This is a genomic window from Actinomycetospora aeridis (assembly GCF_037400275.1).
Classification (GTDB): Bacteria; Actinomycetota; Actinomycetes; order Mycobacteriales; family Pseudonocardiaceae; genus Actinomycetospora; species Actinomycetospora aeridis.
Genome location: NZ_JBBEGL010000004.1, coordinates 15,073 through 41,076 on the forward strand (window position 1 = coordinate 15,073; position 26,004 = coordinate 41,076).

Consider the following 26,004-nt stretch of genomic DNA (forward strand, 5'->3'; position numbering starts at 1 on the left):
CGGCGCGAAGCGCTCCGCCGGCCCCTCGGCGGGTGATCAACGCGGACTTTCGACGCCTAGAAGCAGCGAACAGCGCGTTCGTTGCGAAAGGCGGGCGCGGGGCGCGGGGCGCGGGGCGCGGGGGCGCGGCGTGGGGGCAGCGGGTCAGCGGGTCAGGGCCGCCGCGAGGTCGTCGGCCTCGGTGCGGGGTCGGTCGCGCACGAAGCCCCGGCAGACGTAGGCCGCGGGCGCGCCGTCGACGAGCGCGCGGTCGGCCAGCAGCGGCACGCCGTCGGCGTCGGGCTCGCCCGCGACGACCACCGTCCCGCCCGGGGCGTGCCGGCGCGCGACGTCGGCGAGGCGGTCGCGACGCGCGCCGTCGTCCGGACCGCCGACCACGGCCACCTGCAGGGGCCCCTGCACGGCGGCCTCGGCGACCGTGAGCCACCCGCCCGCGAACCGGGCGTGCTCGCCGAGCAGGCCGCCGACGGCGGCGACCGCGGCGTCGGCGATCTCGCGGTAGCGCGCCGAGGCCGCGGGCTCGACGAGCAGCGAGGCCGTGAGCAGGGCGCCCGCCACCAGCGACGACCCGCACGGCGAGGCGCCGTCGGTGACCTCCCGGGGCCTGGTCACCAGGGACTCCGCGTCGTCGGCGGTGTCCCAGAAGCGGCCCGTGAACGCCCCGTCGTCGCCGATCTCGGCGAAGTGGTCGAGCGTGGTCTCGAGCAGGGTCCGGGCCTCGGCGAGCCAGCGGGCCTCGCCGGTGGCCTGGTGCAGGGCGAGGAGGGCGTCGGCGAGCGCGGCGTGGTCCTCGAGGACGGCGGGCGCGTCGCCGACCTCGCCGTCGCGCGAGGTGCGCCGCAGGCGGCCGTCGACGACGTGCACCCGCAGCAGCAGCGCGACCGCGCGCCGGGCCGCCGCGAGCCACTCGCTGCGGCCGAGGGCCGCGGACGCCTCGATCAGCGCGGTGACGGCGAGCGCGTTCCAGGCGGCGACGACCTTGTCGTCGCGCTCGGGCTGCGGGCGCCGGGCGCGGGCGGCGAGCAGGGCCCGGCGCGCGGCCTGCCAGCGGCCCTGGTCGTCGGGGTCGGCGCGCATCTGCAGGGTGGAGCGGCCGTGCTCGAACGTCCCGTCCTCGGTGACGCCGAGCAGCGCGGCCGCCCAGGCGCCGTCGTCGGGCCCCAGGACCTCGACGAGCTCGGCCGGGCTCCACACGTAGGTCGAGCCCTCCTCGCCGGCGGCGTCGGCGTCGAGGGCGGAGGCGAGCCCGCCCTCGGGCGTGCGCAGGTCGCGCAGGAGGAAGGCCGCGGTCATGTCGGTGACCCGCGCCGCGAGCTCGGAGCCGGTGACGCGCGCGAGGTGGGCGTAGGCCCGCAGGAGCTGCGCGTTGTCGTAGAGCATCTTCTCGAAGTGCGGCACGGTCCACGTGGCGTCGACGGAGTACCGCGCGAACCCGCCCGCGAGCTGGTCGAACAGCCCGCCGCGCGCCATCGCCTCGGCGGTGGTCCCCGTCATCGCCAGGGCGTCGGAGCTGCCGGTGCGCTCGTGGTGGCGCAGGAGGAACTCGAGCACCGCCGACGGCGGGAACTTCGGTGCCGGGTGGGAGGGCGAGGCGAAGCCGCCGCGCAGCGCGTCGAAGTCGGCGGTCAGCGCCGCCACGGCGCCCGCGAGCAGGTCGGCGTCGACGCTCGCGGCCGGCAGCGACCGCGACACCGACGCGAGCCGCTCGGTGATCGAGCGGGCCGCGCTGCGCACCCGGTCGCCGTCCTCGGACCACGCCGTCACGACGGCGCCGACGAGTTGCATGAACGACGGCATGCCGCCGTGCGGGCGCGCCGGGTAGTACGTGCCGCAGTGGAACGGGTCGCCCTCGCCGGTGAGGAAGCAGGTCATCGGCCAGCCGCCCTGGCCGGTCATGGCCTGCGTGGCCTCCATGTAGACCGCGTCGACGTCGGGACGCTCCTCGCGGTCGACCTTGACCGCCACGAAGTGCTCGTTGACGTACCCGGCCACCTCGTGGTCGGAGAACGACTCGTGGGCCATGACGTGGCACCAGTGGCACGCGGCGTAGCCCACCGAGAGCAGCACCGGGACCTCACGCCGCCGCGCCTCCGCGAACGCCTCCGCCGACCACGGCTGCCAGTCGATCGGGTTGTCGGCGTGCTGTCGCAGGTAGGGGCTGGTGGAGCCGGCGAGCCGGTTGGGCATGACGGGAGATGGTCGCAGCCGGGGTGCGTCAGGGCGAGCCGGCGCCGGGTGGTCGCCCGCCGCCCGGATCCGCCCGGTCCGTGCCGCCGTGTCCCGCCACGGAGCGGTCCTCGCCGTCCGGAGCACCGTCCTCCTCCGGACGGGCCGACCCGTCGTGCTCCTCCGGCGGATCGAACGACTCCGGCACGTTGCGCAGCCGCTTGGTCATCGAGCGGATGAGCAGCGCCGTCGCCACACCGAGCAGCAGGATGACCACGAGCGCGATCGGCGAGGACTTGCCGAACTCCTCGCCGCGCTCCGAGCCCGGGGCACCGCCGGGCGGGGGCGCGGGCACCCTCGCCGGCAGCGTCGTCCACCAGGCGGCCAGCGGGCTCATGCCGCCTCGGCCCGCTCACGCACGCCGGCGAAGAGGTCGTCACCGGGGTGCTCGTTCGACTCCTGGGTGTCCACCAGCGAGCGCGCGAGCTCGTAGTCCTCGGTGGGCCAGACGCGCTGCTGCATCTCCATCGGCATCTGGAACCAGCGGCCGTTGGGGTCGATCTGCGTGGCGTGGGCCCGCAGCGCGTCGTCGCGGACCGGGAAGTACTCCGGGCACGTGACGCGCGTGGTGATCCGCGTGCCCGGGTCCGGCCGCGAGTCGTCCCACTTCTCGAGCCACTCCGCCCACGGCGACTCCATGCCGGCGTCGAGCAGGGCGTGGTGGAAGGCCTCGATGCGGGCCTTCGAGAACCCGTGCGAGTAGTAGACCTTCGACGGCTGCCAGGGCTCGCCCGCCTCGGGGAACCGCTCCGGGTCGCCCGCCGCGTCGAACGCCGCCATCGACACCTCGTGGCAGCGGATGTGGTCGGGGTGGGGGTAGCCGCCGTTCTCGTCGTAGGTGACCACGACGTGCGGGCGGAACTCGCGCATGAGCCGCACCAGCGCCTCGGTGGGCACCTCGAGGGGCTCGAGCGCGAAGCAGCCCTGCGGCAGCGGGGGCTTCGGGTCGCCCTCGGGCAGCCCCGAGTCCACGAACCCGAGCCAGCGGTGCTGCACGCCGAGGATGGCCGCGGCCTTCGCCATCTCCTCGCGGCGCGTGCCGACCATGTCGGCGCGGACCTCGGGGGTGTCCATCGCGGGGTTGAGGATGCTGCCCGCCTCGCCGCCGGTGCACGTCACGACCATGACCTCGACGCCGTCCGCGACGTAGCGCGCGCAGGAGGCCGCGCCCTTGCTGGACTCGTCGTCGGGGTGGGCGTGGACCGACATCAGCCGCAGCGGCTGATCGGTGGAGTGTGCGCTCATCGTGTGTCCGGAGCCGTCCTCGTGCGTCGTACGGTGGGGAGTACCGGGAAGTGCTGGGGCCCTGCCGGGGGACGGTTGTCGACGTCCGACATCGTTCAACGCCCCCGCTGCTCCCCATCATCCCGGGCACCCCCGACAGCGCCCGCCGTGGGCCGCTGCGGCGCCGTCGACGATCATGGGCGGGCACCCCGCCGCGGGTCGCCGCCGGGGTCGTGGAACACCGAAATCGCAGGTCGTCAAGGCCCTTCACACGCATCCGATCTCAGCGCCCGCACCCTCGAACGGGTTTCGCACGGGCCTGGGCGTGTTACCGTAGGGCGACACGGCCCGCATGCCGCGGGCCGTGTTTTTCCGTCTGTGGCCCCCGGGCCGCCGACACCGCGGACCGGTGCGGTGTCGGGTGAAGGCCCGCGAGGAGAACAGGCCGCCGACCCGCGCAGCGCGGGAACGGACCTCCGAGGAGTTGATCGACGTGACCGAGACGCAGACGCAGGTGACCTGGCTGACCCAGGATGCGCACGACCGGCTGAAGGCCGAGCTCGACGACCTCGTCGGCCAGCGTCCCGTGATCGCGCAGAAGATCAACGCCGCGCGCGAGGAGGGCGACCTCAAGGAGAACGGCGGCTACCACGCGGCGCGCGAGGAGCAGGGCGTCATGGAGGCCCGCATCCGCCACCTCCAGGAGCTGCTGCACACCGCGAAGGTCGGCGAGACGCCCACCGAGAGCGGCACGGCCGTGCCCGGCACCGTGCTGACGGTCCGCTTCGAGGGCGACGACGACACCGAGACCTTCCTGCTCGGCTCGCGCGAGGAGGGCGCCCACGGCGACCTCGAGGTCTACTCTCCCAACTCCCCGCTCGGCTCGGCGCTGCTCGGCGCCAAGGCCGGCGACACCGTGAGCTACGACCTGCCCGACGGCGGGTCGATGGAGGTCACGCTGGTGTCGGCGGAGCCGTACAGCTCCTGACTCACTCGGCCGCCACGTCGTAGCCCGCGCCGGCGAGGTCGGCGAGGATCGCCGCCCGGTGGTCGTGGCCCCGCGCCTCGAGCGTGAGGGCCACGTCCACGGTGCCCGGAGCCGTGACCGCATCCGGGCCGCTGCCGGTCAGCCGGCGGTGCTCGACGTCCACGACGTTGCCGCCCGCCAGCCCGACGCGGTGCAGCACGTCCGCGAGGTAGCCGGGGCGGTCCGTGAGCCGCACGCGCAGCGCGGCGTAGCGCCCGGCGGCCACGAGGCCGCGGCGCACGATGTCGACCAGCAGCATCGGGTCGACGTTGCCGCCGGAGAGCACGGCCACGACGGGCGCGGGCCAGCGCCGCGGGTGCTCGGCGACGGCCGCCACCGCCGCGGCGCCCGCGGGCTCGACGAGCAGCTTCTCGCGCTCGAGGCAGCGCAGCACGCCCCGGGCGATGGCCTCCTCGTCGACGGTGACGATCTCGTCCACCAGCGCCTCGACGTGCGCGTAGGTGACCTCGCCGGGCCGGGACACCGCGATGCCGTCGGCGATGGTCGCGCCGGCCACGCTCGTCGGCGCGCCCGCGGCCAGCGAGGGCGGCCAGGCGGCGAGCCCCGCGGCCTGGGCCCCGACCACGCGGACGCCCGCCGGCGCGCATGCCGCGGCGATGCCGGAGAGCAGACCGCCCCCGCCGGTGCAGACGACGATCGTCGCGACGTCGGGGACCTGCTCGAGGATCTCGAGGCCGACCGTGCCCTGGCCCGCGACGATGTCCGGGTGGTCGAACGGGTGGATGAGGACGGCCCCGGTGCGCGTGGCGAAGGCTTCCGCCGCGGTGAACGTCTCGTCGAGCGTGTCGACGAGCTCGACCTCCGCGCCGTACTCCCGCGTGGCCTCGATCTTGGGCAGCGGGGCCCCGGCCGGCATGAACACCGTGGCCCGGGTCCCGAGCAGCCGGGCGGCGAGCGCCACGCCCTGCGCGTGGTTGCCCGCGCTGGCGGCCACCACCCCGGCCGCGCGCTCGGCGGCGGAGAGGCGCTGGATGCGCCGGTAGGCCCCACGGATCTTGAAGCTGCCCGTCCGCTGCAGGTTCTCGCACTTGAGGAGGACGGGGGCGTCGGTGACGGTCTCGAGCGCCCGCGAGGGCGTCACGGGCGTCTCGCGCACCACCCCGGCCAGCGCCGTCCGCGCGGCCTCGATGTCGGCGGGACGGACGAGCTCCACGGCCCCGATCCTGGCAGCCGGCCGCGGCGGTGCCTCTCAGGCCCCGCTCAGGACGAGCGGTGGCCGAGCGGCGGGCGGCGTGTGCCCGCCCCTTACCACACCGGACGTGTGACCGGTCGTCGCGCCCGGCCCGACGCCGGACGCCCGATCGTGCGCGTCGGGTTCGCACTCCCGCGACGTCGGTAGCCTTGTGGTGTCGGCGTGAGGATCCCGCCGCAGCACGGTGCCGGAGGGGGGTGGGCGAGGTGGACACGGTCCCGGCGTCCGACGCGCGCATCACCCGTCTCGCCCGCGCGCTCCCGCTGCTCCTCGCCGCGCTGCTCGCCCTCGGCGCCGTCGGCACGGTCGGGTCCGCGGGCTGCGACGACCCCGCCCGGTACGTCAGCACCCCCGACGGCATCGCGCTCGAGGGCGGCTGTCTCAAGCCCGCCGAGATCGACCCGCTCGTCGGCGAGCCGAGCGATCACGACGCCTGGTCGCGCCGCGGGTAGGCGCATCATCGGGGGATGACGTCCTCGTCGTCCTTCGACCCCCGCGCCCTGCTCGTCGAGAGCCGCCTCGGCGTCCTCGCGACCATCAAGAAGGGCGGGCTCCCCCAGCTCTCGCCCGTCATGCCGTTCTACGACCCCGTGGCGGGCACGGTGTCGGTCTCGATGACCGAGGGCCGCGCCAAGACCGCGAACCTGCGGCGTGACCCGCGCGCGGCGCTCGAGGTCACCGCCGCCGACGGCCGCGCGTGGGCGACCGCCGAGGGTCCCGTGACCCTGACCGGCCCCGGCGCCGACCCCTCCTCCTCGGAGGTCGACGCGCTCGTGGAGTACTACCGCGCGGCGGCGGGCGAGCACCCCGACTGGGACGAGTACCGCGCGACCATGGTCGCCGACCGCCGCGTGCTGATGGTCATGCTCGTGGAGCGGATCTACGGCGAGAGCATCCGGGCCTAGCCGACCCGGTCGAGGGCCTGACGCAGGTCGTCGACGAGGTCGTCGGCGTCCTCCAGGCCGACCGACAGGCGCACGAGGTCGTCGGGGACCTCCAGCAGCGAGCCGGCGGTCGACGCGTGGGTCATGGCGCCGGGGTGCTCGATGAGCGACTCGACCCCGCCGAGGGACTCGGCGAGCGTGAAGACGCGGGTCGCGGCGCAGAGGTCGCGGGCGGCCTGCCCACCCCCGGCGACACGCACCGAGACCATCCCGCCGAAGCGGCGCATCTGCTTGGCGGCGACCTCGTGGCCCGGGTGCTCGGCGCGGCCCGGGTAGAGCACCGACGTGATCGCGGGGTGGGCGGCGAGGACGTCGGCGACCCGCTCGGCGTTGTCGCTGTGGCGCTCCATGCGCACCGCGAGGGTCTTGATCCCGCGCTGGGTGAGGAAGCAGTCGAACGGCGAGGGCACCGCGCCCATGCCGTTCTGCATCTTGCCGAGCAACTCATGCAGCGCGTCGTCGTCGGTGACGAGCGCGCCGCCGACGACGTCGGAGTGCCCGCCCAGGTACTTCGTCGTCGAGTGCACGACGGCGTGCGCCCCGAGCGCGATCGGGGTCTGCAGGTAGGGCGAGGCGAAGGTGTTGTCGACGACGAGCATCAGCTCGTGCTCGCGGGCCAGCGTGCCGAGGGCCGCGATGTCGGCGATGCCGAGCAGGGGGTTGGTGGGCGTCTCGCACCACAGGATCCGGGTGTTCGGACGGATCGCGCCGCGCACCGCGTCGAGGTCGGCGGTGTCGACGGCGGTGAACTCCACGCCCCAGTCGGCGTAGACCGTGGAGATCAGCCGGTAGGTGCCGCCGTAGGCGTCCAGTGGGATCAGCACGTGGTCGCCCGGGCGCAGGACGGCGCGCAGCAGCGCGTCCTCGGCCGCCATGCCGGAGGCGAAGGCGCGGGCGTGACGGGCGCCCTCGAGCGACGCGAGCGTCGTCTCCAGCGAGGTCCGCGACGGGTTGCCGGTGCGCGCGTACTCGTAGCCCGAGCGCAGGCCGCCGACGCCGTCCTGGGCGAAGGTCGACGTCGCGAAGATGGGCACGACCACCGAGCCCGTCGTCGGGTCGGGCTCCTGTCCGTCGTGCAGGGCGCGGGTGGAGAAGCCGTTCACCCCGTCCACCCTAGGCACCGTCCCGTCACGCGGATCCACCGACGTCGTAGCGGCTGCCGGTGGCCAGGAACGCGAGGATGTCGGCGCGCGTCACGATGCCCGCCGGCCGCCCGTCGACGACCACCATCGCGCCGTCACCGCCGCGCAGCGCCTCGACGGCCTTGGACAGCGGCTCGGTGCTGCCGAGGCTGGGCAGGGGCCGCGAGAGGTGGCGCTCGACGGGGTCGGTGAGCGACGCCTCGTTGTTGAACACCTTGTCGAGCAGGTCCCGCACGGTCACCGCGCCCCGGACCTCGGCCGCCATGACCGGCGGCTCGGCCTTGACGATCGGCATCTGCGAGACGCCGAACTCGCGCATGATCGACACGGCGTCGGCGACGGTCTCGCTGGGGTGGCCGTGCACGAGGTCGGGGATCGAGCCGTCCTTGCGGCGCAGCACGTCGCCGACGGTCCACTCGCCGGTGTCGGGGGCGATGAAGCCGTAGGACGACATCCACTGGTCGTTGAAGACCGTCGAGAGGTAACCCCGGCCGCCGTCGGGCAGCAGCACCACGATGACGTCGTCCGGACCCGCCTCGGCGGCCACCTTCGCCGCCGCGCACACGGCCATCCCGCAGGAGCCGCCGACCAGCAGCGCCTCCTCGCGGGCGAGGCGGCGGGTCATGCCGAAGGAGTCGCCGTCGGCCACCGCGACGATCTCGTCGCAGATGCCGCGGTCGTAGGTCGTCGGCCAGAAGTCCTCGCCGACGCCCTCGACGAGGTAGGGCCGCCCGTCGCCGCCGGAGTAGACCGAGCCGACGGGGTCGGCGCCGACGATCCGCACGCGCCCGTCGGAGATGTCCTTGAGGTAGTGGCCCGTGCCGGAGATCGTGCCGCCGGTGCCGACGCCCGCGACGAAGTGGGTGATGCGCCCCTCGGTCTGCTCCCAGATCTCGGGGCCGGTGCTCGCGACGTGCGAGGCAGGGTTCGCGGGGTTGGCGTACTGGTTGGGCTTCCAGCCGCCCTCGGTCTCGCGGGCGAGCCGGTCGGACACCGAGTAGTAGGACTCGGGGCTCTCGGGCTCCACGGCCGCGGGGCAGACGACCACCTCGGCGCCGTAGGCCCGCAGCGCGTCCTGCTTGGCGACGCTGACCTTGTCGGGGACCACGAAGATGCAGTGGTAACCGCGCTGCTGGGCGATGATCGCCAACCCGATCCCGGTGTTGCCGGACGTGGGCTCGACGATCGTCCCGCCGGGCTTCAGCTCGCCCGACGCCTCGGCCGCGTCGATCATCTTCTCGGCGATGCGGTCCTTCACGCTGCCGCCGGGGTTGAAGTACTCGACCTTGGCGAGCACCAGCGGCGCGTCCGGGCCCGTCGGCACCACGTGGTTGAGTCGGACCAGCGGGGTGTTCCCGACGAGTTCGGCGACGTGCTCGACGTAGCGCATACGCCCATCTTCCGGCCTCGCCCCGGCCCGCGCCGCTCACCCCCACGGACGTGCCCGGTCTCACGTCCCTCGGCGTGTCGCGCGCGGCGTGTCGTGTCAGCGGCGTGCCTCCGCAGACGTTCAGTGTCCGTCACGCCACTCACTCGCTCGCCCTCGCGGTCGTAGGGTCGGCGCCATGGTCGACCCTGGCCGCGAGGCCGTCATCGTGTCCGCCGTCCGCTCGCCGATCGGCCGCGCCCGCAAGGGCTCGCTGGCCGCGATGCGCCCGGACGACCTCACCGCGCAGGTCGTGCGCGCCGCGCTCGACGCCGTCCCGTCGCTCGACCCGGCCGAGGTCGAGGACCTCCTGCTCGGCTGCGGCCTGCCCGGCGGCGAGCAGGGCTTCAACCTCGCCCGCATCGTCGCCGTCGAGCTCGGCCTCGACCGCCTGCCCGGGGCGACGATCACGCGCTACTGCTCGTCGTCCCTGCAGACCGCGCGGATGGCCGCGCACGCCATCCGCGCCGGCGAGGGCGACGTCTTCCTCGCGGCGGGCGTCGAGACGGTGTCGCGGTTCGAGAAGGGCAACTCGGACTCCTGGCCCGACACCCACAACCCCCTGTTCGCCGACGCCGAGCAGCGCACCGCCGACGTGGCCGCGGCGGGCGCGTCGGAGTGGCACGACCCGCGCGCCGACGGCCTGTTCCCCGATCCCTACATCGCGATGGGGCAGACCGCGGAGAACGTCGCGCTCGCCGAGGGCGTCAGCCGCGAGGAGATGGACCGCTTCGCGCTGCGCTCCCAGCAGAACGCCGCGCGGGCGCAGGAGTCGGGCTTCTGGCGCCGCGAGATCACGCCCGTGCGCCTGCCCGACGGCTCGGTGATGGAGCACGACGACAGCCCGCGGCCCAGCACCACCTACGAGGCGCTCGCCGACCTCAAGCCCGTCTTCCGTCCCGACGGGCGCATCACCGCCGGCAACGCGTGCCCGCTGAACGACGGCGCCGCGGCGCTCGTGATCATGTCCGCGGAGCGCGCCGAGGCGCTGGGGATCACCCCGCTCGCACGGATCGTGTCCACCGCCGTCAGCGCCCTCTCCCCCGAGATCATGGGGCTCGGGCCCATCGAGGCGTCCGCCCGGGCCCTGGCCCGTGCCGGCCTCACCGTCGGCGACGTCGACCTCGTCGAGATCAACGAGGCATTCGCCGCGCAGGTCATCCCCTCGGCCCGCGGGCTGGGGATGAGCGACGACGACATGGAGGCCAAGCTCAACGTGCACGGCGGCTCCATCGCCGTCGGCCACCCGTTCGGCATGACCGGCGCGCGCATCGCCACGACGCTGCTCAACGGTCTGCGCGAGCGCGACGCCACCCTGGGGCTCGAGACCATGTGCGTCGGCGGCGGGCAGGGCATGGCGATGGTGCTCGAGCGCTTGAACTGAGCTGGGGGCTTTCCTGACGTTCAACGTCAGCGTGGCCGCCAGGCTGGAACACCCCGGACATGCGGCGGCCCCTCCCGGAAGCTTCCGGAAGGGGCCGTCGTCTCGGGAACGCCTACTCGCGGAAGTAGCTCAGCAGGCGCAGGATCTCGATGTAGAGCCAGACCAGCGTGGTCATGAAGCCGAAGGCGAGGTACCACGCGAAGCGGGCGGGAACGCCGGCCTTCACGGCCTGGTCGGCCTGGTCGAAGTCGAGCAGCAGCATGAAAGCGCCGATGCCGATGCAGACCAGGCTGAAGACGATCGCCAGCAGGCCGCCGCTGCGCAGGCCCAGGCCGTCGGCGACGAAGAAGCCCGCGACGAGGTTGGCCAGCATGAGCACGACCACGCCGATGGCCGCCCCGATGACCATCTTGGTCAGGCGCGGGGTGACGCGGATGGCGCCGGTCTTGTAGACGACCAGCATGCCGATGAACACGCCCAGCGTCGCGAGGACGGCCTGGACGCCGATGCCGGCGTAGCTCGTGCCACCCGGCGAGGTGGCGATGCTCTGGAACACGCCGGTGATCGCTCCGAGCGCCATGCCCTCGGCCGCCGAGTAGCCCAGCACCAGGAACTTGTTGGTGCTCTGCTTGAAGATGATGATCAGCGCGAGGACCAGGCCGACCACGAAGCCGACGATCCCCAGCACATAGAGCCCGCTCCACACGGTGGCGACACCGACCGCGAGGGCGAGGACCACGTTGATCGCGGTCTTCTGGACGACGTCGTCCACGGTGAGCGGACGGTCGTCCGCCGCCGCGGTCGGCAGGGGACTGCCGCCCCCGCCGAACATGCCGCCGGCGCCGGCCATGCCGGCCGGGGCCTGGCCTGCAGCGCCGAACCGCGCGTACCCACCCGGTGAGGTGGGCAGGTTGCGGAACGCCGGGTTGCTGGTGGTGCGCACCTCTGGGTCCTCCTCCTACGCGGAGCCGGCACCGATGGCGGGTCGTCATCGGCCGGGTCGGCCGCGGACTGTTGCGTCCACCCGGTCCAACGACGGTGCGGGTGGATCGGTTCCCGTCTCGGTAAACAGAACTTTACCGGATTCGTGGTGAACGCAGCGTGTCCGCTTCGCCCCGGGATGGGGTCCGTCAGGCAAGTCTATCCGCCCGTTCGGAGGTACCGACCCGGGTCCGAGGTGTCGGCCCGCGACGGGACGGGGCATGCTGCGGGCGCAACCTCGCAACCAGCGACGAGGAGGGGTGTCGATGGTGGACTTCGGCAGCATGGCGGACAAGGCCAAGGACTGGGCCGGGGAGAACCCGGAGAAGGCCGACGGCTTCGTGGACAAGGGCACCGACTTCGTCGGTGAGCGCTTCGGCCACGAGGAGCAGGTCGACCAGGCCGGGCAGAAGGCGAAGGACTTCCTGCACGGCGGGCAGGACGAGGGCCAGGCGCCCCCGCCCCCGCCGCCCGGCGAGGAGCCCCCGCGGCCCTAGGCGCACGACACGCACCACGGCCCGGTCCCGCCACGCGCGGGCCGGGCCGTGGTGCGTCGGGTGCGGGAGCCGGTCAGGCCGGCGCCGGCCCGTCCTCGCCCTCGATGCGGATCGCGAGCAGCACCGCGTCGTCGCGCAGCCCGTCGACGCCGAGCATGCCGAGCAGCCGGTCGCACAGCTCCTCGACGGGCATGTCGGGCGACTGGGCGGCAAGGGTGTCGGCGATGAGCTGCGTGCGGTCGTCCGGGTCGGCCCCGGGCGCCTCGATGAGGCCGTCGGTGTGCAGGACGAGCAGGTCGCCCTGGCCGCAGCGCACCGACGTCTCCTCGCGGGTGATCGCGCGCGTCGCCCCGATCAGCGGCGAGAGGTTGCCGGTGAGCAGTTCGACGGTGCCGTCGGCGCGGCGCAGCAGTGGCGGCGGGTGCCCGGCGTTGGAGTACCGCAACGTCCAGCCGCCGCCCTCGCCGCGCTCGAAGCGCGCGTAGACGGCCGTGGCCATCGCCGCCATGCCGAGCCCCTGGACGACGTCGTCGCAGCGGTCGACGACGTCGGCGGGCCCGAGGCCCTCCCACGCGTAGGAGCGCAGCACCCCGCGCAGCTCGCCCATCGCCGCGGCGGCCCGCAGGTCGTGGCCGACGACGTCGCCGACCGCGAGGCCCACGGCGCCGTCGGGCAGCGCGAGCATGTCGTACCAGTCGCCGCCGACCTGGGCGCCGTCGGTGGCGGCGAGGTAGCGCGACGCGATCGACATGCCGGGCATGGCGGGCACCGCGGGCAGCAGGCTGCGCTGCAGCGTCTCGGCCGCACCGTGCTCGCGGGCGTAGAGCCGGGCGTTGTCGACGGCGAGGCCCGCGCGGGCGGCGAGGTCCGCGGCGAGGTAGAGATCCCGCTGGGCGTAGCGTCGGCCGTAGGGCAGCTCGGTGCCGAGCGTCAGCGCCCCCAGCACCTGGCCGCGGGCCCGCAACGGCACGACGATCGCCGAGCGGGGCCGCAGCGCCTCGTAGCGGCGCAGCAGCTCGGGCTGCTCGGAGATGCCGACGGGGCGCACCGGCAGCTCGGGCAGCAGCGACGGCGAGCCGGACGCGAGGGCCTCGCCGATGGGGTCGCGGCCGTCCTCGGTGGGGCTGACCCAGCGTCCGAGCCCCTGGACCTCGTCGGTCTTCGTCTCGTCACGGTGGTTGACCGCCGCCCGGCGCACCGAGGAGTTGCCGTCGGCGTCCTCGAGCAGGTCGACGCAGCAGAAGTCCGCCATGGCCGGCACGACGATGCGCGCGAGCGCCTCCGCGACGCCGGTGGTGTCGAGGCTCGCCGACATCGCCTGCGTCGACTCGGTGAGCAGGCGCAGCTGCTCGCGGGTCTCCTCCGCGGCGGCGAGGGCGGCGCGGCGCTCGTTCTCCACCATCACGCGCTCGGTGACGTCGGACTGGACGCCGACGAAGTTGACGACCCGGCCCTGGCCGTCGAGCACCGGCGTGATCGACACCTGGTTCCAGAACGCCGTGCCGTCGCGCCGGTAGTTGAGCAGCACCTCGGTGATGGGCCGCTCCTCGTCGAGCGCCGTGCGGATGCGCGAGATCGAGGCGGGGTCGGTGTTCGGGCCCTGCAGGAACCGGCAGTTGCGGCCCATGACCTCGTCGAGCTCGTAGCCGGTGAGGCGGGTGAACGCCGGGTTGACCCACACCAGCGGGTTCTGCTCGCGGGCCGGGTCGGAGATCGTGAACGACAGCTCGGTGGCCACCACCGCCCGGTCGCGCACCATCTCGAGGTGACGCTGGGCGCCCGCGCCGGAGAGCTGCAGGAACACCACCAGCGCGAGGCGGCGCTGGTCGGCGTTCACGGCCTCCGAGAGCGGGAAGCCGGTGACCCACAGCAGCCGGCCCTCGGCCTCCTCGCGCTCCTCCTCGCTGGACTCCGAGCCACGGCGGGCGGCGTCGGCCACGGCGACGGGCTCCCCCGAGACCGGGATGCCCTGCGCGACCCGCGAGAGCGGGGACGCCGTGTCGCGCATGGGGCGCCCGGCCAGGTCGGTGAGCCCGGCCGCCTCGCTCCACGCGTCGACGTCGAGCGGCAGGCCGGCGCGGCCGCCGGTGAGGCCCGCGGCGGAGTCGTTGGCGTACGTGACGAGGCCCTGGCCCAGGTCGATCAGCGCCACCGCGGCAGGCGCGGTGTGCAGCACCTGCGGGAGGTCGGTCTGCCCGACGCTGCTCGGCTCGACGACCGCGTCGCGGACGCGCTGGGCCTCGGCGGCGTAGTCCGCACCCAGCTCGGGGGCCGAGTCGGGGTTCTCCGTGGCCACCTCGCCGTGGTCGCCGTTCGTCCAGCCCGTCACCTGACGGAGCCTATCGGCCCCGGATGGTGGCCGACCGGGGTGTGACACCCACGAGAACGCACGGCGACGGGACACGCCGACCGGCCGGGCGAAACAGAGGGTGCGGGGACACCCGAACGGGCGACGACGAGCCTGCTCACACCAGGAAGACCTCACGGGGACCGGGGGCGGAGCCGTCGGGCAGTTCGCGATCGCGTCCGGGACGGCCACCGAACGCCGCGCTGGCGGCGAGCTTACGTGCCTGCACCGTCTCCGACAGCGCGAGCTGGCGGGCCCGCCGCCACGGCACCTCCGCCGACTCCGGACCGGCCCAGCTCCACGCCTGGTCGAGCCACCGGACCAGCCGCACGCGGTAGGCGGCGCACACGACCTCCGCGGCGCGACCGGCGGCCTCGTGGTCGTCGTCGCCGTCCCCGGACCACGGGGCGAGGACACACAGCCCGTGCGGGTCCTCGACGAAACCGACGATCTCGCTCAGGGCGGCGACGACGTCGGCCTCCCGCCCGGCCAGCCCCGCGTCGGGCAGGCCGAGGCGGTGCCGGCGGACCTCGGCGACACCGAGCGCCCGGTAGGCGTCGTCGAGCGCGTCCGCCTCGGCGTCGACCGACGTCTCGGTGCCGGACTCGTCGTCGGTGCTCTCCGCCGCCTCGTCCAGCTGCGCCAGCACCGAGGCCAGCGTGTCCGGGTCCGACAGGTCCTCGGGGCGCACCACGAGGTCGCCGAGCGGCGGCTCCGGCTCTCGGGGCACGGCCAGCCCCTCCGGCGGGGTGCAGGTGCGTCCCGGGCCGTCGGTGAGCGCGAGGACGTCGACCGACGCGTGCCGCGCGGCGAGACGGCGCAGCAGCCCGCCGGCCGCGCGGATCTCGTCGCGCGGGTGCGGGGCGACGACGACGAGCCGGCGGCACGCGCGCAGCGTCAGCGGGCGCAGGCCCTCGAGCTCGCGCCACGGTGGACGGGCCCGTCCGGGCGCGGGGATCCGACCCGACAGGTCCCCTTGGTCAGCCACGGCGCTCACCTCCCTCGCCGACGAGTGTGGCCGATCTTCTCGCCCGTTCGGAGCAGCTTCCGGGCGTCGGCGTCGAGCGGTCCGCTCGGGGCGCCCGAGCGGTCAGCGGGGGAGCCGATCTCCGACGCATCGACCGCTCTCCGCGCGGCCGCTGCGACGGGCGGGTGACGGGAAGCTGTCGCGACGGGGTGGGAACGGTGACGCCCCGGCGTCCGCGGGCCGTCGGGCAGGGCCATCCGAGGTCGTCCTGCGGGGCGGTACCCCCGGTGGGGTTCGAACCCACACTGTGGCGATTTTAAGTCGCCTGCCTCTGCCGGTTGGGCCACGGGGGCTGGAGGTCGCGGCAAGCCTAGCCGTGGTCACGTCGCGGAGTGGTCGGTTCCAGGCCGGCGGCCGTGGCGGCCTCGGCGAGGACGTCCTCGAGCATCGCCGGGGTCAGCCGTCCGGTGAAGGTGTTCTGCTGGCTGACGTGGTAGCAGCCGAACAGCTCGAGCGGCGCCGCGTGCGCCCCGGGCGCCGGCGGCAGCGTCACGTGCGCGGCGTGTCCGAAGGTGGGCCGCGGTGCCGGGACGACCCAGCCCGGGTGCCCGCTCGCGGGGTCCGCGGTCGCGAGCACCGGCAGCAGCGCCTGCCACCCGAAGCCGCCGAGGACGACGACGGCGCGCACGGTGTCGCGCAGCAGCGCGAGCTCCCGCGCGAGCCACGGCCGGCAGCGATCACGTTCGGCGGGGGTCGGCTTGTTCTCGGGCGGGGCACAGCGCACCGGCGCGGTGATGCGGGTGCCGGACAGCTCGAGGCCGTCGCCGATCGCCACCGACGTCGGCTGGGACGCGAGCCCGACGGCGTGCAGGGCGGCGTAGAGGACGTCGCCGCTGCGGTCGCCGGTGAACATCCGCCCGGTCCGGTTCGCCCCGTGCGCGGCCGGCGCCAGGCCCACGATCAGCAGCCGCGCGTCGGTCGCGCCGAAGCCGGGCACCGGGCGGCCCCAGTAGGTCTGGTCGCGGAACGCGGCGCGCTTGGTGGCCGCCACCTCCTCGCGCCAGGCCACGAGCCGCGGGCACGCGCGGCAGTTCGCGACCGCGGTGTCGAGGGCGGCCAGGTCGGCCACGCTCTCAGCGGTACCAGGCACCGACGGCCTCCCGGGCGGCGAGGACGGCCACGACCGCCGACACCGCGGGCGCGGCCACGGACGGGGCGACCGCGGCGCTGCTCAGCAGGTCGACGCCGGCGGCCGCGACGAGCACCGCGACCAGGGCGACCACGAGCACCCCGGGGACGGCGGGCCGCACGCGCGGGTCGCGGTCGGCGCCCTCCCGCCGCATCGCCCGGGCGTCCGCGGCGACGAGCAGCGGCAGCGCGACGGCCGCCGCCAGCCCGAGCAGCCCGCCGACGAGGGTCTCCCCCGGCCGGGCGGGGGCGAGGGCGTCGACGACCGCGTCGACCGCGCTGTACACCGCGAGGATCACGAACGACACCGTCATCGCCCGCACCGCCCGGTGCTCGCGGCGGGCCGGGTCGCCGGCGAACTGCCAGCGCACCGGCAGCGCGGCGCCCAGCGAGATCGCGAGGTGCGCGACGAACGCGGCGACGCCCGGCAGCGTCGGGCCGTTGCCCGCGAGCCAGGTGGCGACCGCCAGCACGGTGGTCGCCACGACGGTCACCGCGACCAGCGCCCGCACGCGGCGGGCCAGCACCAGCGCCGCCAGCGGCAGCACGCCGGGCCCGGCGGTCACGGCCGTCACCAGCGGGCGGCCAGCGCCCGCGCGATCCCGTCGAGGATGTCGTGCTCGGAGACGACGAGCTCGGTGACGTCGGTGCGCTCGGCCAGCTCCTCGGCGAGCACCCGCATGACGAGCGAGCCGCCGCCGATGACGTCGACGCGGCCGGGGTGCATCGGGCCGAGCGCGGCCCGCTCGTCGCGCGGCATCGCCTCGAGCCGGCGGGCGGTGGCGCGGACGTCGTCGAGGCCGAGGCGCGAGAGGTGGATGCGCTCGGGGTCGTAGGCGCGCAGGTCCATGGCGACGGCCGCGAGCGTGGTCGCCGTGCCCGCGACCGCCACCCACGTCTGGACGTCGGCGACCGCGACGTCGGCGAACGCCGGCGCGAGCGTCGCGCGGGTGAACTCCTCGGCCTCGGCGACCTGCTCGGCGGTCGGGGGGTCGTCGTGCAGGAACTTCTCGGTCAGTCTCACGCAGCCGACGTCGGTCGAGCGCGCCGCGGCGACCTCGGCGTGCACGGCGTCCCAGGTGCCCGTGACGATCTCGGTGGAGCCGCCCCCGACGTCGGCGACGACGAACGGGCCCTCGTCGGGGTCGAGGTCGGCGACGGCACCGGCGAACGACAGCCGCGCCTCCTCGTCACCCGTGATCACGTCGGCGTCCACCCCGATGACCTCGCGGACGGCACCGAAGAACTCGTCGCGGTTCTCGGCGTCGCGCGTCGCCGAGGTGGCGCAGACGCGCACCGTGTCCGGCCCCACCGCGACGCCGTGGCGGCGCAGCATCTCGGCGTAGGCGCCGAGGGCCTCGCGCGTGCGGGCGAGCGACTCCGGCGCGAGACGGCCGGTGGCGTCGACGCCCTGCCCGAGACGGTTGATGCGCATCTCGCGGTGGACGTCGCGCAGCCAGGCGGAGCCGTCCTCGCGGACCGTCACGTCGGCCACCAGCAGGCGGATCGAGTTGGTCCCGCAGTCGACGGCCGCGACCCGTGGCATGGGCGCTCCCTGCACCAGCGTCGTCCCCGGTGGACCGGGCTCCGGGACGACGCTAGCTCTGCCGCCCCCCGCGCGCCGTGCGCGGGGTGGGTGACCGCGTCCGGCGTCCAGGGGTGCCGGACGCCGGGCGCCCCCGGCGGGAGGGGGTCGCCCGGCGACCGGTTCCCGGGCACGTGGCTCGTCGGGCAGCCGCGAGAGGGCGCCATACGGCGGGTCACCACCCGTCGTGCGGCGGGCCGTCCGCTCCGCCGCACTCGGCCGGTCGGGGGAACCGGCACGATCATCCTGCGCCGCGCGGGGCTCCCGGATCCACTCAGGACGGGGGGCGTGACCGGGCCAGGTGTCGGGTCCACCGGTCCGTGGCGACGCGGCCACGGTGCGTACCGTGCGACGGCCGGCCGCGCGTCACCGGTGTGGGGCTGCGGTGATCAGCCCGACGGGGTGCCGTGTGGTGGGTCGAGCGCCGGTCCGACGCACGGCCCGGCGTGCCACCAGGCGTCGAGCCGCTCGAGGGCCTCGTCGCCCGCCGGGTTCACCGCGGGCCCGCGGGCGAGGGTGTGGGCGACGTGCACGTGCAGGCACTTCACCCGCTCGGGCATCCCGCCGGCGCTGACGTCGGTGCCGAGCGGGGCGATCGCGTCGCGCTCGGCGAGGTAGTCGGTGTGCGCCCGCGCGTAGCGGTCGGCGAAGTCGGCGTCGGTCCCGAGCCGCTCGGTCTGCTCACGCATCAGGCCGTCGGCCTCGAGGGTGCCGATCCGCGAGGTCAGCCGAGGGCACGTCGCGTAGTAGAGCGTCGGGAACGGGGTGCCGTCCTCGAGGCGGGGCGCGGTCTCGACGACGTCGGGCAGGCCGCAGGGGCAGCGGTGCGCGACGCGGCGCAACCCGCGGGGGCGACGGCCGATCTGGGCGGCGACCGCGGCGCGGTCGGCCTCGGTCGGCTCGCTCACGGGGTGGTGCCCAGCGTCGAGCGCGCCACGCGGGCGTACCAGGGGAGCTCGGCCTCGGCGGGCGGCAGCCCCGCGCGCGGGTCGGTGTCGCGCGGGTCGCGCGGCGCGCCCGCGTCGCCCGGCAGCTGGACCCGGTAGGGGACCTCGCCCGGCCGGGCGTAGCCCAGGCGCTCGCGGGCGAGGGCCTCGATGTGCGCGGGGTCGCGCAGCGCGCCGCGCTCGTCGGTCAGCGTGCGGACGTCCCGGGCGAGACGCTCCTGCTCGGCGGCCACCGCGGCGATCTCGTGGCGCTGGGTGACGTAGTTGCGCAGGGGCACCGCGACGGTCAGCGCGACCGCGCAGACGACCACGGCGAGCACCGCCGCCCGGCGGGCCGTGGACAGCCCCAGTGCCCCGCCGGTGGCCTGGGCGGCACGCCGGGCGCGCGCCGCGGCGGCGGCCGGGCCGCCGGAGGGCACGCGCAGCGGGTTGCGGCGACGCACGACCCGCTGCGGGTCGCGGCGGGGTCCCTGACGGGCGCGTGTGCGTCCGCGGGCCGGGGACGACCCGCCCGTCGTGCGCTTGGCCGGGGACCCGTCACGCCCGCCGCGCCGACCGCGTCCCCGCGAGGTGCCGGACCGTCCGGTGGAACGGTCGGCGGGCCCCTCGTCCCCGGGGGTGCTGCGGTCGGCGGGCACGCTCAGGCGTCCGGGTCGAAGCGCGGGAAGGCCAGGTCGCCGGCGTAGCGGGCGGCGTCGCCGAGGGCCTCCTCGATGCGCAGGAGCTGGTTGTACTTCGCGACGCGCTCGGAGCGGGCCGTCGCGCCGGTCTTGATCTGCCCGCAGTTGGTGGCGACGGCGAGGTCGGCGATCGTGGTGTCCTCGGTCTCGCCGGAGCGGTGGCTCATCATGCAGCGGTAGCCGTACTGCTGGGCGAGGCTGACCGCGTCGAGCGTCTCCGAGAGCGTCCCGATCTGGTTGACCTTGACGAGCAGGGCGTTCGCGGCGCGGCGCTCGATGCCCTCCTCGAGGCGCTCGATGTTGGTGACGAACAGGTCGTCGCCGACGATCTGGATGCGGTCGCCGATGTCGCCGGTGAGCTTGGTCCAGCCGTCCCAGTCGTTCTCCGAGAGCGGGTCCTCGATGCTGACCAGCGGGTAGGCGTCGAGCAGCTCGCCGTAGTAGGAGCTCATCTGCGCGGCGCTGCGGGTCTCGCTCTCGAAGGTGTAGACGCCGTCGGAGAAGAACTCGCTGGCGGCCACGTCGAGGGCCAGGACGATGTCGCGGCCCGGCGTGTACCCGGCGTCGCGGACGGCGGCGACGATGAGGTCGAGCGCCTCGCGGTTGTTCGGCAGCGACGGCGCGAAGCCGCCCTCGTCGCCCAGGCCCGTCGACAGGCCCTGCTTCTTGAGCACCTTCTTCAGCGACTGGTAGACCTCCGCGCCCCAGCGCAGGGCCTCGCGGAAGGACTCGGCGCCGATCGGCGCGATCATGAACTCCTGGACGTCGACGCCCGAGTCGGCGTGGGCGCCGCCGTTGAGGATGTTCATCATCGGCACCGGCAGCACGTGGGCGTTGGGGCCGCCGACGTAGCGGAAGAGGTCGAGCTCGGCGGACTCGGCGGCCGCGCGCGCGACGGCGAGGCTCACGCCCAGCAGGGCGTTCGCACCGAGCCGCGACTTGTCCGGCGTGCCGTCGAGGTCGATGAGCTTCTGGTCGACGACGCGCTGCTCGGCCGCGTCGATGCCGACCAGGCCCGGCCCGATCTCGTCGAGCACGCCGGCCACGGCGCGCTCGACGCCCTTGCCGAGGTAGCGGGAGTCGTCGCCGTCACGCAGCTCCACGGCCTCGTGCTCGCCGGTCGACGCCCCGGAGGGCACCGCCGCACGGGTCAGCGTGCCGTCGTCGAGCGCCACCTCGACCTCGACCGTGGGTGTGCCCCGCGAGTCGAGGATCTCCCGTGCGCCGACCTGCTCGATGACCGCCACGGACCATGCCTCCGAACCCAGAGATGAATCACTGCATCGCTTCACCGCGCCCCGGGGCACGGCACGTCGCCCGCATCGTAGACGTCGCCCCCGACCCGGTCGGGGAGCCACGCTCCGGGAGACGGAGCCTGCGGAGCTCGACCCGTGTGCGGGACGGCAGGCCTCGCGCCGCTCCGTGAGTCGGCCTACGGTGGCTGAGATGTCCGCCGCGCAGCACGACCCCGCCGAACCGGACAGCCACGGAGGGTCGGTGGCGGAGTTCCGCCGCGCCGAGGACCTCCTCGAACGCCGCCGGCCTCTCGACGCGCTCAAGGCCCTCGCGCCGCTGCTGGAGACCGAGCAGGCCGCCGCCTCGGTGCACCTGCTGGCGGCCCGGGCCTACCTGGCGTCGGCGCAGTTCCGGCGGGCGGAGGAGGGCTTCCTGCGGGTGCTCGAGCTCGACCCGTCGGACCACTACGCCCGCTTCGCGCTGGGCCGCACGCTGCAGCGCCAGAGCCGCCTGGTGGAGGCGCGCACGCAGCTGCGCATGGCGGCGGCGATGGATCCGCGCCCGGAGTACCAGGAGGCGCTGGGCGAGGTCAGCGCCAACATCGCCGTGCGCGCCGACCGCACCGGCGGCGCGTGACCTACCCCTGGCTGGCGCGGGCGTACTGGTCGGCGGCGGCGTAGACGCGGCGGCCGTACTCGTCGGAGTTGTTGTACGACAGCACCGCGGCGCGCCAGCCCGGGCCGGTCGCGAGGTCGCGCCCGCCGGTGCAGAGGTAGCGCCCCGCCGCGAGGGCGGCGTCGTCGATGTTGTTCGGGTCGGCGACGCCGTCGCCGTTGCCGTCGGAGCGCCACTTCGCCCACGTCGACGGGATGAACTGCAGCGGGCCGACGGCGCGGTCGAGGGTCGTGTCGCCGTCGAGGACGCCGCCGTCGGAGTCGCCGATGGTCCGGTTGCCGCCGGTGCCGTCGAGGGGGACGCCGATGATGCGCGGGGTGACGTCGCCGTTGTCGGCGATCGAGGCGCCGCGGTAGCGGCCGTGGTTGGACTCGATGCGCGCGAGGCCCGCGATCGTGACCCACGACAGGTTGCAGTCGGGCTCCTCGCGCTTCACGGCGAGGTCGGCGGCGCCGTAGGCCTGCAGCGCGCGGGCGGGGACGTCGGCGCGGCTCGCGATGCCCTCCGACCAGCCGGCGAGGGAGGTGCCGCTCGGCGCCGCCCCGGCCGCGCCGGTGCCCCCCAGCGACGGCGGGGCCAGCGCGCCGGGCTGGGCGACCGTGCCCAGCTGCACCGGGGCGGGCTCGACCTCGAGCGCCGGGATCTCCTCGGCGCCCGCGTCCTCACGGCCGAACTCGCCCTGGCGGCTCACCAGGACGACGGTGGCCACCACCGCGAGCAGCAGGACGAGCACGAGCCCGAGCCGCCCGAGGATCGCGAGGCGCCGCCGCGGGGTCGTGGCGGCGCTCTCCGGCGCCTCGGTGCCGCTGCGCACCGTGGAGCGCCGGCCGGCCGGCACGCGGTCGCGGGAACCCGGGGTGGGGTCGGTCGGCGCGCTCATCGTGCTGGAGATTACGCGGCGGTAGACAGCGCCCTCGGCTCACCCGGGCGGCTCAGCCCTCCAGGACCGTTCGGCCCCAATAGGCCCCGTCGCCGAGCCCCGGCGGGACCGCGAAGACGGCCGATCCGGTGTGCTCGATGTACTCCATCATCTTGTCGCGACGGGCCAGCGCGCTCTGCATCGGCACGAACTGCCGGTGCGGGTCCCGCATGAACGCGACGAAGAACAGGCCGGCGTTGAGGTGCCCGAGCCCGTCGGAGCCGTCGACGAAGTTGTAGCCGCGCCGCAGGATCTTCGCGCCGCCGTTGTTCTCCGCCGACGCGAGCCGGATGTGCGCGTCGACGCCGATCGGCGAGCCCGGGCCCAGGTTCGGCAGGTCGAACTCCTGCGCCTGCCCGATCGGGGCGCCCACCCCCTTGGTGCGCCCGGTCAGCGACTCCTGCTCCGCGAGCGACGTGCGGTCCCACGTCTCCACGTGCATCCGGATGCGGCGCGCCACGAGGTAGGTGCCGCCCGCCATCCAGGGCGGGCCCTGCTCCGGCGGCACCCAGACGTGCTGGTCGAGCAGGTCGGTCTCCTCGGCCTTGAGGTTGTTGGTGCCGTCCTTGAAGCCGAAGAGGTTGCGGTGGGTCTGCTGGGTCGTCGACGTCGACGACGTCCGCCCGAACCCGAGCTGCGACCACCGCACGGACGTCGTGCCGAACCCCGTGCGGACGAGGTTGCGCACGGCGTGCACGGCGACCTGGGGGTCGTTCGCGCACGCCTGCAGGCACAGGTCGCCGCCCGAGAACGCCGGGTCGAGCTGGTCCTGCTGGAAGGGCGGGAGGTCGGCGAGCTCGGGCGGGCGGGGGATGCCGAGCTTGTCGAGGAGGCTCCCGCCGATCCCGAACGTGATCGTCAACGCCGCCGCCGGCAGCCCCAGCGCCTCGCCGGTGTCGCTCGGCGGGGCCTCCGGGTTGCGGTTCACCGCGCCGCCGGGCGCGGCCTCGGCGCCCGCGGTCATGCGCTCGGCGGCCGTCGTCCAGCGCTGCAGGAGGCTGATCACCGCCCGGCGGTCGGTCGTCGTCAGGTCCAGGGCGACGAAGTGCAGCCGGTCCTGGGCCGGCGTGACGATCCCGGCCTGGTGCGGCCCGCGGAACGGGACGACGCCGCCGGACGGGTCGGGCGCCGGCTCCGTGGCCGACTCGCCGGCCGCGAAGCCGGCGACCGCCCCGGCCCCGGCCAGGGCGGCCCCGGCGCCGGTCCATCCGAGGAGCCGGCGCCGGGAGACACCACGCAGTCCGGAACGCGTCACTCTTACGCCGCCACCAGTCCGGCCACCTGACTCACCGGCTCGCCGAGGGCGTCGACGGCCTGGGTCATGCGCTGCTTGTCCTGCTCGGTCAGCTGGGTGTAGAGGACGTACCCGTCGCCCGCGCGGTACTGCTCGAGCACCGCGTCGACGTCGGCGAAGCGCTGGTCCAGTGTCGGGCCGAGCGCCGGGTCGCGCTGGTCGATGGCCGGGCGCAGCGCCGCGACCGCCGCCTGCGAGCCGTCCACGTTGGCGCGGAAGTCCCACAGGTCGGTGTGCGAGTAGCGGTCCTCCTCGCCGGTGATCTTGCCGGTGGCGACCTCGTCGAGCAGCTCCTTGGCGCCGTTGGCCAGCTGGACCGGGGTGAGCTGGACGGTCGCGGCGCGGGTCTGCAGATCGCGCAGGTCGGCCATCAGCTGGTCGCCGATCGCCGCCGAGTCGGGCTGCAGGCCGGTGACCCAGAGGTCCTTCTCGAGACGGTGGTAGCCGGTCCACGCCACACCCGGGTCGCGCTCGTCGTCCTCGCGGCCGTCGACGCGCGGGTCGATGTCGCCGAACGACTCCGCGACCGGCTCGATGCGCTCCCAGTAGGTCCGCGAGACGGGGAAGAGCGCCTTGGCCTGCTCGACGTTGCCGGCCTTGACCGCGTCGACGAACTCCTGGGTCCGCGCGATGCCGGCCTCGATCTGGGAGTTCGTGTAGCGCTGGTAGCCCGCGACCGCCGAGGCGAGCAGCGCGTCGCCCTCGGCCGCCCCGGGCACGTTGCCGGTGACCGTGAACGGCGCGCGGATGCCGTCGCCGACCATGCCGGGCTTGCACGCCGTCGTGTACTGGCCGCCCTGGGGGACCTCGACGATCAGCTGGCGCGACAGGCCGGGGCCGATGTTCTCGACCTCGCCGACGATCCGGTCCCCCGTGCCGTAGACGTAGAACTCCGTGATCTTCGTGCCCGTGTTCTGCACGGCGAACGAGATGTTGCCCGCGGGCGCCTCGGTCGCCGACACCTGGCAGGCGGTGTCGGAGGCCTGGACCTGGATGGGCCCGCCCTGACCGCCCGCGCCGGGGGGCGGGGGTGCGGTGCTCGTGCACGCGGCGAGCGCGAGCATCGCCAGGGCCGCGGTGGCGGCGGCCAACATCCTGCGGGACATCGTTCTCCTCCAGGGGGCGCGCGGCGGTGCACGCCGGCGGTCGTTCGGGGTCGGGGAAAGCGGGATCAGGCGGCCGTGTCGGCCGTGTCGGTGGAGCTCCCGGCGGCCGGCGCCTCACGTCGTCGTGGCTTGCGCACGAACAGCGTCAGCACGATCGCGACGTAGAGCACCCACACCACGGCCTCGAGCACCGTGGTCTGCGGGGAGAAGTTGAAGACGCCCTTGAGCAGCGTCCCGTACCAGGAGTCGGCCGGGACCGCGGCGCTGACGTCGAAGGCGAGGGTGTTCAGACCGGGCAGGATGCCGGCCTCCTGCAGGTCGTGGACGCCGTAGGCGAGGATGCCCGCCGCGACGAAGATCAGCAGGACGCCCGTGACCGTGAAGAACTTCCCGAGGTTCAGCTTCACCGCACCGCGGTAGATCAGGTACGCGAGCACGACGGCCACGGCGATGCCGGCGAGGAAGCCGATCAGCGGGCCCGTCGTCTCCCCCGCGGCCTGGACCGCCGCGAAGAAGAACACCGCCGTCTCGAGACCCTCCCGGCCGACGGCCAGGGCGGCCATGACGACGACGGCGACGGAGCCCATCGCGATCGCCTTCTCCAGGCCACCCTCGAGCTCCGCGGCGATCGTGCGCCCGACGCGGCGCATCCAGAAGATCATCCAGGTGACGAAGCCGACCGCGATGATCGACAGCGAGCCCCCGAGCGCCTCCTGGGCCTCGAAGGTCAGCGCCTGCTGGCTCAGGGTCAGGGCGAGGGTGACGCCGATGCTGACCGCGATCGCGACGCCGACGCCCAGCCAGACCTTCGGCAGCTCCCGCCGACGGCCGGTCCGGACCAGGAACGCCACGAGGATGCTCACGACGAGGGAGGCCTCCAGGCCCTCGCGCAGCCCGATCAGGGCGTTCCCCAGCATGGCGTCCCCTCGACTCGCGTCAGGTGACCCTCACCTGCAGTGAGGTGAGGCTAGCCTGGCTGCGCCGGACGAGGGAAGA

General features: G+C 74.9%; 25 protein-coding genes and 1 tRNA gene. 6 read left to right on the plus strand and 20 right to left on the minus strand.

Annotated elements, in window-relative coordinates; translation table 11 throughout:
* Positions 1-144: 144 nt before the first annotated feature.
* Genes WCD41_RS14990 through mca form a run of 3 tightly spaced genes read right to left on the minus strand, consistent with a single transcriptional unit; the run spans position 145 to position 3,471 of the window.
* Positions 145-2,187 carry a thioredoxin domain-containing protein gene (locus WCD41_RS14990; protein WP_337714256.1) on the minus strand — a complete coding sequence of 681 codons (2,043 nt, stop codon included), beginning with the start codon at positions 2,185-2,187 and terminating at the stop codon, positions 145-147.
* Positions 2,188-2,215: 28 nt separating this feature from the next.
* Positions 2,216-2,563, minus strand: a complete 348-nt coding sequence (locus tag WCD41_RS14995; protein ID WP_337714257.1) for a hypothetical protein — start codon at positions 2,561-2,563, stop codon at positions 2,216-2,218.
* Positions 2,560-3,471 carry a mycothiol conjugate amidase Mca gene (gene mca, locus WCD41_RS15000; protein ID WP_337714258.1) on the minus strand — a complete coding sequence of 304 codons (912 nt, stop codon included), beginning with the start codon at positions 3,469-3,471 and terminating at the stop codon, positions 2,560-2,562. The genes WCD41_RS14995 and mca overlap by 4 nt, the downstream gene beginning before the upstream one ends.
* 472 nt (positions 3,472-3,943) lie before the next feature.
* Here mca and greA point away from each other — a divergent pair, with 472 nt between their 5' ends.
* Positions 3,944-4,438 (plus strand): transcription elongation factor GreA, encoded by a 495-nt coding sequence (gene greA, locus WCD41_RS15005; protein ID WP_337714259.1) that lies wholly within the window; start codon positions 3,944-3,946, stop codon positions 4,436-4,438.
* A 1-nt stretch (position 4,439) separates the two neighbouring features.
* Here greA and ilvA read toward each other — a convergent pair whose 3' ends face one another.
* A complete protein-coding gene (gene ilvA, locus WCD41_RS15010) occupies positions 4,440-5,651 on the minus strand; it encodes a threonine ammonia-lyase (protein WP_337714260.1) in 1,212 nt (403 codons plus the stop codon).
* A gap of 245 nt (positions 5,652-5,896) precedes the next feature.
* On the opposite strand from ilvA, the gene WCD41_RS15015 reads away from it, so the two are divergent.
* Together WCD41_RS15015 and WCD41_RS15020 are read left to right on the plus strand one after the other, a co-directional pair.
* Positions 5,897-6,142 carry a hypothetical protein gene (locus tag WCD41_RS15015; protein WP_337714261.1) on the plus strand — a complete coding sequence of 82 codons (246 nt, stop codon included), beginning with the start codon at positions 5,897-5,899 and terminating at the stop codon, positions 6,140-6,142.
* A 15-nt stretch (positions 6,143-6,157) separates the two neighbouring features.
* Positions 6,158-6,595: a PPOX class F420-dependent oxidoreductase gene (locus tag WCD41_RS15020; protein WP_337714262.1), complete on the plus strand. Its 438-nt coding sequence runs from the start codon at positions 6,158-6,160 to the stop codon at positions 6,593-6,595.
* Here WCD41_RS15020 and WCD41_RS15025 read toward each other — a convergent pair.
* A complete protein-coding gene (locus WCD41_RS15025) occupies positions 6,592-7,737 on the minus strand; it encodes a cystathionine gamma-synthase (RefSeq protein WP_337714864.1) in 1,146 nt (381 codons plus the stop codon). The genes WCD41_RS15020 and WCD41_RS15025 overlap by 4 nt on opposite strands.
* 25 nt (positions 7,738-7,762) lie before the next feature.
* Complete coding sequence (locus tag WCD41_RS15030) at positions 7,763-9,166, minus strand: cystathionine beta-synthase (RefSeq protein ID WP_337714263.1); 1,404 nt, start codon at positions 9,164-9,166, stop codon at positions 7,763-7,765.
* 175 nt (positions 9,167-9,341) lie between these two features.
* On the opposite strand from WCD41_RS15030, the gene WCD41_RS15035 reads away from it, so the two are divergent.
* Complete coding sequence (locus WCD41_RS15035) at positions 9,342-10,586, plus strand: acetyl-CoA C-acetyltransferase (protein ID WP_337714264.1); 1,245 nt, start codon at positions 9,342-9,344, stop codon at positions 10,584-10,586.
* A 112-nt stretch (positions 10,587-10,698) separates the two neighbouring features.
* Here the strand turns inward: WCD41_RS15035 and WCD41_RS15040 are convergent, their stop codons facing one another.
* A complete protein-coding gene (locus WCD41_RS15040) occupies positions 10,699-11,529 on the minus strand; it encodes a Bax inhibitor-1/YccA family protein (protein ID WP_337714265.1) in 831 nt (276 codons plus the stop codon).
* A 304-nt stretch (positions 11,530-11,833) separates the two neighbouring features.
* On the opposite strand from WCD41_RS15040, the gene WCD41_RS15045 reads away from it, so the two are divergent.
* The gene (locus WCD41_RS15045; RefSeq protein ID WP_337714266.1) at positions 11,834-12,064 is read left to right on the plus strand and encodes an antitoxin; all 231 of its coding nucleotides are present in this window, start codon (positions 11,834-11,836) and stop codon (positions 12,062-12,064) included.
* 73 nt (positions 12,065-12,137) lie between these two features.
* On the opposite strand, the gene WCD41_RS15050 is transcribed toward WCD41_RS15045, so the two are convergent.
* The 9 genes from WCD41_RS15050 to eno all read right to left on the minus strand — a co-directional run bounded on the left by WCD41_RS15050 (position 12,138) and on the right by eno (position 21,025).
* A complete protein-coding gene (locus WCD41_RS15050; protein WP_337714267.1) occupies positions 12,138-14,393 on the minus strand; it encodes a SpoIIE family protein phosphatase in 2,256 nt (751 codons plus the stop codon).
* Positions 14,394-14,529: 136 nt separating this feature from the next.
* Positions 14,530-15,399 (minus strand): PIG-L deacetylase family protein, encoded by an 870-nt coding sequence (locus tag WCD41_RS15055; protein WP_337714268.1) that lies wholly within the window; start codon positions 15,397-15,399, stop codon positions 14,530-14,532.
* 258 nt (positions 15,400-15,657) lie between these two features.
* Positions 15,658-15,731, minus strand: a tRNA-Leu gene (locus WCD41_RS15060).
* A gap of 17 nt (positions 15,732-15,748) precedes the next feature.
* The gene (locus tag WCD41_RS15065; protein ID WP_337714269.1) at positions 15,749-16,507 is read right to left on the minus strand and encodes a uracil-DNA glycosylase; all 759 of its coding nucleotides are present in this window, start codon (positions 16,505-16,507) and stop codon (positions 15,749-15,751) included.
* Positions 16,508-16,511: 4 nt separating this feature from the next.
* Positions 16,512-17,132, minus strand: a complete 621-nt coding sequence (locus WCD41_RS15070; protein ID WP_337714270.1) for a hypothetical protein — start codon at positions 17,130-17,132, stop codon at positions 16,512-16,514.
* 5 nt (positions 17,133-17,137) lie between these two features.
* Entirely contained in the window at positions 17,138-18,112 is a 975-nt protein-coding gene (locus WCD41_RS15075; RefSeq protein WP_337714271.1) for a Ppx/GppA phosphatase family protein, read from the minus strand.
* A gap of 428 nt (positions 18,113-18,540) precedes the next feature.
* Positions 18,541-19,059: a DUF501 domain-containing protein gene (locus WCD41_RS15080; protein WP_337714272.1), complete on the minus strand. Its 519-nt coding sequence runs from the start codon at positions 19,057-19,059 to the stop codon at positions 18,541-18,543.
* Positions 19,056-19,736: an FtsB family cell division protein gene (locus WCD41_RS15085; protein ID WP_337714273.1), complete on the minus strand. Its 681-nt coding sequence runs from the start codon at positions 19,734-19,736 to the stop codon at positions 19,056-19,058. Before WCD41_RS15085 ends, WCD41_RS15080 begins: the two co-directional genes overlap by 4 nt.
* Positions 19,737-19,738: 2 nt before the next feature.
* A complete protein-coding gene (gene eno, locus WCD41_RS15090; RefSeq protein ID WP_337714274.1) occupies positions 19,739-21,025 on the minus strand; it encodes a phosphopyruvate hydratase in 1,287 nt (428 codons plus the stop codon).
* Positions 21,026-21,224: 199 nt separating this feature from the next.
* Here eno and WCD41_RS15095 point away from each other — a divergent pair, with 199 nt between their 5' ends.
* Positions 21,225-21,650: a tetratricopeptide repeat protein gene (locus WCD41_RS15095; protein ID WP_337714275.1), complete on the plus strand. Its 426-nt coding sequence runs from the start codon at positions 21,225-21,227 to the stop codon at positions 21,648-21,650.
* A gap of 1 nt (position 21,651) precedes the next feature.
* Here WCD41_RS15095 and WCD41_RS15100 read toward each other — a convergent pair whose 3' ends face one another.
* The 4 genes from WCD41_RS15100 to efeU form a co-directional block, all read right to left on the minus strand.
* Positions 21,652-22,569 (minus strand): lytic transglycosylase domain-containing protein, encoded by a 918-nt coding sequence (locus WCD41_RS15100; protein ID WP_337714276.1) that lies wholly within the window; start codon positions 22,567-22,569, stop codon positions 21,652-21,654.
* 52 nt (positions 22,570-22,621) lie between these two features.
* On the minus strand, positions 22,622-23,863 hold the full coding sequence (efeB, locus tag WCD41_RS15105; protein ID WP_337714277.1) for an iron uptake transporter deferrochelatase/peroxidase subunit: 1,242 nt from the start codon (positions 23,861-23,863) through the stop codon (positions 22,622-22,624).
* A 2-nt stretch (positions 23,864-23,865) separates the two neighbouring features.
* Positions 23,866-25,008 (minus strand): iron uptake system protein EfeO, encoded by a 1,143-nt coding sequence (gene efeO, locus WCD41_RS15110; RefSeq protein ID WP_337714278.1) that lies wholly within the window; start codon positions 25,006-25,008, stop codon positions 23,866-23,868.
* A gap of 65 nt (positions 25,009-25,073) precedes the next feature.
* Positions 25,074-25,925: an iron uptake transporter permease EfeU gene (gene efeU / locus WCD41_RS15115; protein WP_337714279.1), complete on the minus strand. Its 852-nt coding sequence runs from the start codon at positions 25,923-25,925 to the stop codon at positions 25,074-25,076.
* Positions 25,926-26,004 lie beyond the last annotated feature (79 nt).